Annotated in this window: 7 protein-coding genes; 2 read left to right on the forward strand and 5 right to left on the reverse strand. The window is 67.9% G+C overall.

Annotation, left to right across the window (positions count from 1 at the left end; all coding sequences use genetic code 11):
- Positions 1–17: 17 nt before the first annotated feature.
- The 3 genes from H7U20_RS15900 to trpS all read right to left on the reverse strand — a co-directional run bounded on the left by H7U20_RS15900 (position 18) and on the right by trpS (position 2,918).
- A complete protein-coding gene (locus H7U20_RS15900; RefSeq protein ID WP_199760133.1) occupies positions 18–995 on the reverse strand; it encodes a DMT family transporter in 978 nt (325 codons plus the stop codon).
- 260 nt (positions 996–1,255) lie between these two features.
- Entirely contained in the window at positions 1,256–1,858 is a 603-nt protein-coding gene (locus tag H7U20_RS15905) for a DUF1294 domain-containing protein (RefSeq protein ID WP_370593162.1), read from the reverse strand.
- Between the two features lie 4 nt (positions 1,859–1,862).
- Positions 1,863–2,918 (reverse strand): tryptophan--tRNA ligase, encoded by a 1,056-nt coding sequence (trpS, locus tag H7U20_RS15910; RefSeq protein ID WP_199760134.1) that lies wholly within the window; start codon positions 2,916–2,918, stop codon positions 1,863–1,865.
- A gap of 297 nt (positions 2,919–3,215) precedes the next feature.
- Between trpS and H7U20_RS15915 the strand changes: the two genes are divergently transcribed.
- Together H7U20_RS15915 and H7U20_RS15920 are read left to right on the forward strand one after the other, a co-directional pair.
- On the forward strand, positions 3,216–5,171 hold the full coding sequence (locus H7U20_RS15915) for a CocE/NonD family hydrolase (protein ID WP_199760135.1): 1,956 nt from the start codon (positions 3,216–3,218) through the stop codon (positions 5,169–5,171).
- Positions 5,172–5,238: 67 nt separating this feature from the next.
- Entirely contained in the window at positions 5,239–6,264 is a 1,026-nt protein-coding gene (locus H7U20_RS15920; RefSeq protein ID WP_199760136.1) for a thioredoxin domain-containing protein, read from the forward strand.
- 264 nt (positions 6,265–6,528) lie between these two features.
- Here H7U20_RS15920 and H7U20_RS15925 read toward each other — a convergent pair whose 3' ends face one another.
- Complete coding sequence (locus H7U20_RS15925) at positions 6,529–7,374, reverse strand: substrate-binding periplasmic protein (protein WP_199760137.1); 846 nt, start codon at positions 7,372–7,374, stop codon at positions 6,529–6,531.
- Positions 7,375–7,468: 94 nt separating this feature from the next.
- On the reverse strand, positions 7,469–8,713 hold the full coding sequence (locus H7U20_RS15930) for a TCR/Tet family MFS transporter (protein WP_199760143.1): 1,245 nt from the start codon (positions 8,711–8,713) through the stop codon (positions 7,469–7,471).
- Between the last annotated feature and the right edge of the window lie 25 nt (positions 8,714–8,738).

The raw sequence follows: 8,738 nt of genomic DNA on the forward strand, positions 1-8,738 counted from the left end.
CGGGCCGCCCGGGCCGGCTAGCCGGCGCCGTGCGTGGTGCTGGGGCTCAGTTTGGCGTCGTCCAGCGCGTGGGCGCGCACCGACCACAACACACCGCTGGCCAGCAAGACCATCGCCGCCACCTCCAAGGGGCGGGGCAGCTGCTGCTGGTAGATGAAACCGTACAACAGCGCGAACAAGGTCTCGAACAGGATCAACTGGCCCGACAGGGTGATCGGCACGCGCCGGCTGGCGACATTCCACAGATGGTTGCCGATCACCGAGGCGCCCAGCGCGAGCAGCGAGTTGACGATCCAGAAGCTGGTCCAGTCGCGGCCGCTGGCGGCGCCCGCCGCGCCGGTGACGTCGGCGTGGAACACGGCCAGCGCGGCGGCGCCGATCAGCAACGCGATCAGGCCGCTGGCCAGGCCGTACAGGGCCGACCATTCGCCGCTGCCGAAGTGGGGGTTGCGCTTCAGGTAGCGGGCGTTGTCCAGCGTGTACCAGCTCCAGCAGAGCAGGGCGCCGGTGGCGCACAGCACGCCGAGCAGCTTGCTGCCCAGCTCGCCGGTGGCGCCGCTGTTGCTATGGCTGAACACGTCGATGTTGATGCAGGCGATGCCGGCCGCCACCACCAGCAGCGGCAGCGCCAGGCGGCGCAGCGGCAGGGCGCCGTGGTCCTTGCGGCCCATCAGCGTGACCGAGATCGGCAGCACGCCGATGATCAGCGAGGTGGGCGCCACGCCGGCCAGTTTGACGCCCAGGGCCAGCAGCATGTAGTAGACGATGTTGCCCGACAGCGCGTGGCGCAGCAGCGCGTAGCAGTCGCCCCGGTCGAGCCGGCGCAGCAGGGCCGGCAGCTTGCGCCCGGTCAGCGCGGCGGCGATGAGGCCGTAGGCGATGTAGCGGCCGACCGCCATCTCCAGCGGCGAAAAGGCCGCCAGCAGTTCCGGCACGACGAACACCATGCCCCACAAGGCGCCGGCCAGCAGGCCGCACAAAATACCATTCCACATCGTTCTTGCTTTCTACTTGAGGGCACTTCGAAAACTGTCAAATTGTCTTTCCGCATCGGCGGACCGCCGCGCAGGCGGGAACCCAGGCTGAGCCAATGGGCATGCCGGGTATGGATTCCCGCCTGCGCGGGAATGACAGTTTCGAGGTTCCCTGGAGTCTCGCCGCCTTGCCGGCGTGGCACGCTGGCGGGACTCGTGGTGAATATTGTTCGCGATGAATCTTCTTGCCGGCCCGGCGCGCGCCTGGCCGCGTTTGCGCTTCAGGCGTGGCGGTGCAGCCAGCGCGCCAGCCACATGAAGGCGCCCATGTTGAGCGCCACGCTGCACCAGAATACGATGCGGAAGGCCAGCTTGCTGGACTTGTGGCGCAGCCACTGCTGGGCCAGGATCGCGCCGGGCCAACCGCCGGCCAGGGCGAGCAGGTGCAAGGTGCTTTCCGGCGTGCGCCAGCGGCCGTTGACGGCGGCCGACTTGTCGATCGCGTACACGATAAAGCACAGCAGGCTGAGCACGCCATACACGGCGGCGGCCCAGACCGACAGGCGCCACAGCAGCGTGGCGACCAGGTACAGCACCAACAGCACGACGATGGCCAGATAGCTGGCGCTGCCGCTGGCGCCGACAGGACCGGCCTGGCGGCGCGGCGCGGGGCGCTTGGCCCTGGGCTTGGCGGCGCCGGCGGCGGCTTTGGTGGCCGGCTTGCGCTTGCCGCCGGCCTTGACCGGCTCGTCCAGTTGCAGCGTCATCTGCCCGCCGCCCCTGGCCTTGCCGGCAGCGGCGCGCGGCGTCTTGGCGGACGCGCGCGCGGCGCCGTCGCCGCGCACCGGCGGCGCTGGACGGCTGCGGCTGGGGGCCGGCGCCACGTGCTTAGAAGTAGCTCAGGCCGAGCGCGGCCTTGACTTCGTCGGCGGTGCGGGCGGCCACTTCGCGCGCCTTGGCGGTGCCTTCCTTGAGCACTTGCAGGATGTAGCCACGGTCCTTGGCCAGCTCTTCGCGGCGGGCGCGGATCGGCGCCAGCATTTCCTGCAGCACCAATTCGAGGCGCTTCTTGACGATGCTGTCGCCCAGGCCGCCGCGCACGTAGTGGGCCTTCATCTCGGCCAGCGCGGCCTTCTCCGGGTCGAAGGCGTCCAGGTAGATGAAGGCGACGTTGCCCTCCAGATGGCCGGGGTCTTCGACGCGCAGGTGCAGCGGGTCGGTGTAGACCTTCTTGACGGCGGCGGTGATCTCGGCGGCGCTGGCGCCCAGGTTGATGGTGTTGCCCAGCGATTTGCTCATCTTGGCCTTGCCGTCGATGCCGGGCAGGCGGCCGATCTCCGGCACCAGCGCCTTGCACTCGACCAGCACTTCGCGCTCGGTCATGCGGTTGAAGCGGCGCACGATCTCGTTGGTCTGCTCGATCATCGGGATCTGGTCTTCGCCCACCGGCACCAGGCCCGCCTTGAAGGCGGTGATGTCGGCGCACTGGCTGGCCGGGTAGGTCAGGAAGCCGGCCGGGATGTCGCGTTCGAAGCCGCGCAGCGCGATCTCGGCCTTGACGGTCGGGTTGCGCTCCAGGCGCGCCACCGTCACCAGGTTCAGGTAGTAGAAGGTCAGCTCGGCCAGTTCCGGAATCTGCGACTGGATCAGGATGGTCGACTTGCCCGGGTCGATGCCGACGGCCAGGTAATCGAGGGCGACCTCGACCACGTTGCGGTGCACCTTGCCGGTGTCGTCCATATTGTCGGTCAGCGCCTGGGCGTCGGCCAGCATGATGAATTGCTGATAGTCGTGTTGGTAGACGACGCGGTTTTTCAGGCTGCCGACATAGTGGCCCAGATGCAACGGACCGGTGGGGCGGTCGCCGGTCAGGATCACGGACGATGCGGCGGCGGTGGCGGCGGTGGCGGCGCTGGAGGCGGTGGACGGAATTGGCGTGCTCATCAAGGTTCCTTTACGTTGCCTCTGACAAGCTGCGCCAATGAAAACGCCACCAGGAAGAGGCGGCGTGGATAAAAATCACATCACTATAGAAAAGTGGCCGCTGAATGTTAGCGGCACCACCATTTCAGGCTGGAACGATGTGTAGGGAAGAATTTCATGACCGTATGGTTACAGTTTGCCGGTGCGCTGTCAAGGCGCGCCCGGCGCTGTTGCATAATCCTCAACCCTTAGGTAGGATGGCCGCCGGCCTGTTTGAGTGGAAGCAGGCAACCCACCTCGCCCCTTTTCGGAGAATCCATGCGCGTCCGTCCCACGCTCCAGCTTGTCGCCCCGCTCCTGTTGTCCAGTCTGCTGCCCGGCCTGTTGGCGGGCCTGAGCGGCGTCGCCGGCGCGGCCCAGACGGCGCCGATGGCGCCCGACATTCCGGCCAGCTTCGCCGCGCCGACCGACGACAACGACTATGTCAAGCGCGACCTGATGATCCCGATGCGCGACGGCGTCAAGCTGCACACGGTGATCGTCGTGCCCAAGGGCGCCAGCGGCGCGCCGATCATGCTCACCCGCACCCCCTACAACGCCAGCCGCCGCGCCCAGCGCAACGTCAGCCCGCGCATGGCGGCCATCCTGCCGCTGGGCGACGAGGTGCTGGCCGGCCAGGGCTACATCCGCGTGTTCCAGGACGTGCGCGGCAAGTACGGCTCCGAGGGCGACTACGTTATGACGCGGCCGGTGCGCGGCCCGCTCAACGGCAGCAAGTCCGACCACGTCACCGACGCCTGGGACACCATCGACTGGCTGGTCAAGAACGTGCCCGAATCGAACGGCAAGGTGGGCATGCTGGGCTCGTCCTACGAGGGCTTCACCGTGCTGATGGCGCTGCTCGATCCGCACCCGGCGCTGAAGGTGGCCGTGCCGATGAGCCCGATGGTCGACGGCTGGCGCGGCGACGACTGGTTCCACAACGGCGCCTTCCGCATGCCCAGCCTGCCGTACTTCGCCGGCCAGATCACCGTCAAGGGCGGCGGCGAGGCGCTGGCCACCGGCGTCTACGACGACTACGACAGCGTGCTGCGGGCCGTCTCGGCCGCCGGCTACGCGCAAAAATTCGGCCTCGACAAACTCAACTTCACCAAGAAGGTGTTCGAGCATCCCGCCTACGACAGCTACTGGCAGGGCCAGGCGCTCGACCGCCTGCTGGCCAAGCGCGCGCCGAGCGTGCCGACCATGCACGTGGTGGGGCAGTGGGACCAGGAGGACATCTACGGCGCCTACGCCGCCTACGCCGCGATGGAGGCGGGCGACAAGGGCAACGACCTGAACTTCCTCGCCGTCGGCCCGTGGCGCCACAGCGGCGTCAACTACGAGGCGGCCGGCCTGGGCGCGCTCAAGTTCGGCGGCGACACGGCGCTGGAGTTCCGCCGCGACGTCATGCAACCCTTCCTCGACCAGTATCTGAAGGACGGCGCCGCCAAGGCCGACACCGCGCCGGTGCTGTTCTACCAGACCGGCAGCAACCGCTGGCAGCGCCTGCCGCAGTGGCCGCTGGCCTGCGCCGAGGGCTGCGCCACGGCGTTGTCGCCGCTCTACCTGCGCTCCAACTTCAGCCTCGGCTTCGACCGGCCGCTGGGCACCACGGGCGTCGACGAGTACGTCGCCGACCCGGCCAAGCCGGTGCCCTTCGTCCCGCGTCCGGTGCGCATGAACGACGGCAACGTGTGGAAGCCGTGGCTGGTCAGCGACCAGCGCTCCTTCTCCGACCGCGGCGACGTGCTCAGCTACGTCAGCCCGCCGCTGCGCAACAAGCTGCAGATCGCCGGCGCGGCGATGGTCAACCTGTTCGCCGCCACCAGCGGCAGCGACGCCGACTGGGTGGTCAAGCTGATCGACGTCTACCCGGACGAGGTGCCGGGGCAGCCCGAGCTGGGCGGCTACCAGCTGGGCGTGGCGATGGACATCTTCCGTGGCCGCTACCGCAACAGCCTGGAGCAGCCGGCGGCGATCGTGCCCAACCAGATCGAGCGCTACCGCTTCGCCCTGCCCAACGCCAACCACGTGTTCCTGCCCGGCCACCGGGTGATGGTGCAGATCCAGTCCAGCTGGTTCCCGCTGTACGACCGCAACCCGCAGACCTACGTGCCGAACATTTTCCACGCCCAGCCGGCCGACTACCAGAAGGCGACGCAGCGCATCTTCCGCCGCATCGACAGCGCCAGCGCGATCGAGTTGCCGGTGATCCCCAACACGCTGCCGTGACGGCTTAATGTTGTGGCAAGATATTGAATTCGCTATAATTTGGTTCTTGCCAACAACCGGAGTCGCCATGTCCCAAGTCTTTTTCCGCCGTCCGCTGGCCGCCGTGCTGGCGTTGACCTTGGGGCTGGGCGCGCTGCCGGCCTACGCCGACCTGGGCGGTGTGCGCAGCGTGCTCGCCGAGCGCATGCGCGCCAAGAAGATCCCGTTCAGCCCGTCCAGCGTGCGCGAGACCCTGATCCAGGGCCTGTACCGCTGGGACCAGGGCGCCGGCGTCGGCCAGTTGTATGTCAACGACGCCGTCACGCTGATCCTGGTCACCGACGGCAACAAGATCGTCGAATGGACCCAGCCGGTGCGCGATCCGCAGCCGATCAGCGAGGCCGAGAAAAGCAGCCTGCTCAGCGAGATGCTGCGCGGCATACGTTTTGATCGCCTGATCAAATTCGAACAGGGCAAAGGCCAGGCCGGCAACCAGGTGTTGCTGATCTCGGCCTTCGACTGCCCGTATTGCATCAAGTTCGAACGCATGCTGGCGGGCGCCGGCGACAAGGTCGACGCCACCGTCTACGTGCTGCCGTCCACCTTGCAACCGAAGGACAACGCCCGCGCCTCCACCGTGCGCAACATCTGGTGCGCCAAGCAGAACGCCGAGGTGTGGCGCAACACCCTGCTGAAGTCGCCGGGCGGCTACTTCAACCTGCCGTCGGGCAGCTGCGACCTGGGCATCGAAGCGGCGAACGACGTCCAACTGATCATCGCCAGCATGGGGTTGGGCGGCGGCTATCCGCAAATGCTGTTCGGCAACGGCACCACCTCGACCGCCGCGCAGGAGTTGGCCGTGTTCCAGGAACAATTGAAGAATCGTCCAGGCCGCGTCTTCTGGGACGAGCCGAAACCGGCGCGCTACGCCCAGTTCCGCGCCGCCGGCGGCAACACGGCCGCCGGCAGCGCCGCCGCTGCGGCGGCCGGCGTCAGCACCTCCGGCAACACCACGACGATCCGCTTCAACCCCCTGTCCGGCCTGTTGAAACGGCTCGGCACGCCGGCAGCGGCGGAGGGCGCCAGTTCGGCGCCGGCCGAAGCGGGCAAGTAGCCGTATAAAGAACAGCGGGGTCAGTGCCGACATTCGGACACGAGCTGAGCCATTTGCATGGAGTAGCGGGGTCGGGAGCAGCGGGGTCAGTGCCGACATTCGGACACGAGCTGAGCCATTTACATGTGCGTATGGCTCGGGGGGCAGGCGTAAATTTGCGCACTGCTGAGGACGTGTCCGAATGTCGGCACTGACCCCCGGGGGGGCTGGGGGCACACTTTCGCCGCTGGATTTCCTGTGTCTACCCGACACAGCCAGGCCGCCTTAGCGCGGCCGTACGCTTTCGGCCAGGATGTCGGCACGGTGGTAGCGCTGGAAGCCGTCCATCACGGCGCCCGACTTGGCGACTTTTTCCAGCTGCTCACGCAGCAGTTGCTGGTCTTCGACCGACAGCGACAGCCGCGAGATGTAGGCGCCGCTCTGCCCCCACGGCAGCTCGGCGATCGGCTCCAGGCGCAGCCGTTCGAGCAGGCCCTGCACGCGCGGTTCGCGGCGGATGGCGCCCGACAGGATGGTCGGCCCCATGATGGTCACGTTGACCGCGCCGGCGTGCATCAGCCGCGCCACGGCGTTGGCGTCGACCTCGGTGAACAAGCGGCCTTGCCGGCCGAGTTCCTTGACCAAGGCGGCGTATTGTTCGCCGTAATCAAAACCGCGCACCACCGCCACCCGCAGGTCGTGCCGCTCGAGCAGGTCGCGGCCGCTGGTGATGGGCGCCTGCGTGCCGGCCAGCGAGATCAGCACGGCGCGGTGGCCGATCATCGGCACGAACTGGCCGATCTTGTCGCGGCCCGGCGTGCGCATGGCCGGGATCAACAGGTCGGCCTTGCCGGCCTCGTACAGGACCATCTGGCGCGCCCGCGGCACCACCGAGAAGAGGAAGTTGCAACCGCTGCGGCTGCCGAGGTTGCGCAGCAGGTCGGGATAGATGCCGTTGACGCTGGCGCCGTTGATGACCACGCTGGCGCCGCTGGCCGAGACCGGCACGGCGATGTCGCGCGAGCAGTCGGCGCGGGCCGCGCCGGCGGCGGCCAGCAGCAGGCCGAGCGTCGCCGCCCGGACGGCGGCGCGGCAGCGCGTGCGGAGGTGGCGGGAGGCGGCTGGCGTCATGGGCGTCTTCTATGTTCGGGTGAGCAACGCAACGGGGGCGGAAATGGCATTGTGGCCGATTCGTTAACAAATGCCAAGTCCGCCCGCTTGCGCCCTAGACTTGGCGCAATGGATGGTGGCGGAAATAGTGCCGCGCCAGCAGGATGGCCAGCAGCTGCATCGCCGCGCAGACGAAGAAGGTGGTGCCGATGCGCCAGTCGTGCGCCGGCAGGTGGCTGACTTCGCCGAGGATGGCGCTGCCGATCAGCGGCATGAAGATGATGCCGATGCTGCTGATCGATTGCAGCGAACCCATCAGTTCGCCCTGCTGGTTGGGCGGCGTCGCCTTCGAAATGATGCCCTGCAGCGCCGGGCCGGCGGCGAAGGCCAGCAGGTTGCACAGGATGAACACGTACATCATCCAGCCTTCGGTGGCCAGGCCGTACAGGGTGTAGGTGATGCAGCCCGAGCCGAGGCCGAGCAGGGCCAGGCGCACCTCGCCGAAGCGTTTGATGAGCAGGCCGAGCAGGCCGGCCTGCACCACCATCGAGGACAGGCCGACGCAGAACAGGGCGATGCCGTTCTGGCTCGGGTTCCAGTCGAAGCGGAAGTGGGTGTACAACACCCAGGTCGACTGCAACATGATCTGGGCGCAGGTGACCAGGGCGAAGACCACGATCAGGCCGCCGATGTCGCGCCGGCCGAGCAGCTTGCGCACGGCGGCCAGGGGATTGAGCTTGGCCAGTTTGAACGGCGCGCGCAGCCCGGCCGGCAGCGACTCGGGCACGCAGAAGTAGCCGTAAATGAAATTGCCGGCCGACAGGGCCGCCGCCGCGTAGAACGGCAGATGCAGGCTGTAGCGTCCCAGCAGGCCGCCGAGGACGGGGCCGCAGATGAAGCCCAGGCCGAAGGCGGCGCCGATCTTGCCGAAACTTTTGGCGCGGTTGTCCGGCGTCGACACGTCCGAGGCGTAGGCGGCGGCGACCGACATGCTGGCCGAGGACATGCCGCCGATCACCCGGCCGATGAACATGCAGGCCAGGTTGGGCGCCCAGGCGGTGGTGAGGAAGTTGGCGCACATGCCGGCCATCGAGTACAGCAGCACCGGACGGCGGCCGACGCGGTCGCTGATGGCGCCCAGCATCGGCATGAAGATGAACTGCATCAGGCCGAAGGTGGTGCCCATGATGCCGTACCACAGGGCTTGGGCGTCGCGCGTGTGGACGAACTCGCCGACCAGGATGGGCAGCACCGGCGCCACCAGGCCGATGCCGAGCATGTCGATGAAGGTGCACACCAGCACGAAGTTGAGGTTGCCGTTGGACGCGTGCGCGGCCGCCGCCGCGGCCGGCTTGGTCAAATCGGCCGCGCCGGCCGCGCCGGCT

It is taken from the genome of Rugamonas violacea (assembly GCF_016461825.1).
Lineage (GTDB): Bacteria > Pseudomonadota > Gammaproteobacteria > Burkholderiales > Burkholderiaceae_D > Rugamonas.

Excerpts from the sequence above, each read along its gene's own strand:
- H7U20_RS15920 (WP_199760136.1), top strand. The coding sequence starts at position 5,239 with ATGTCCCAAGTCTTTTTCCGCCGTCCGCTGGCCGCCGTGCTGGCGTTG.
- H7U20_RS15925 (WP_199760137.1), bottom strand. The coding sequence starts at position 7,374 with ATGACGCCAGCCGCCTCCCGCCACCTCCGCACGCGCTGCCGCGCCGCC.
- H7U20_RS15915 (WP_199760135.1), top strand. The coding sequence starts at position 3,216 with ATGCGCGTCCGTCCCACGCTCCAGCTTGTCGCCCCGCTCCTGTTGTCC.
- H7U20_RS15900 (WP_199760133.1), bottom strand. The coding sequence starts at position 995 with ATGTGGAATGGTATTTTGTGCGGCCTGCTGGCCGGCGCCTTGTGGGGC.
- trpS (WP_199760134.1), bottom strand. The coding sequence starts at position 2,918 with ATGAGCACGCCAATTCCGTCCACCGCCTCCAGCGCCGCCACCGCCGCC.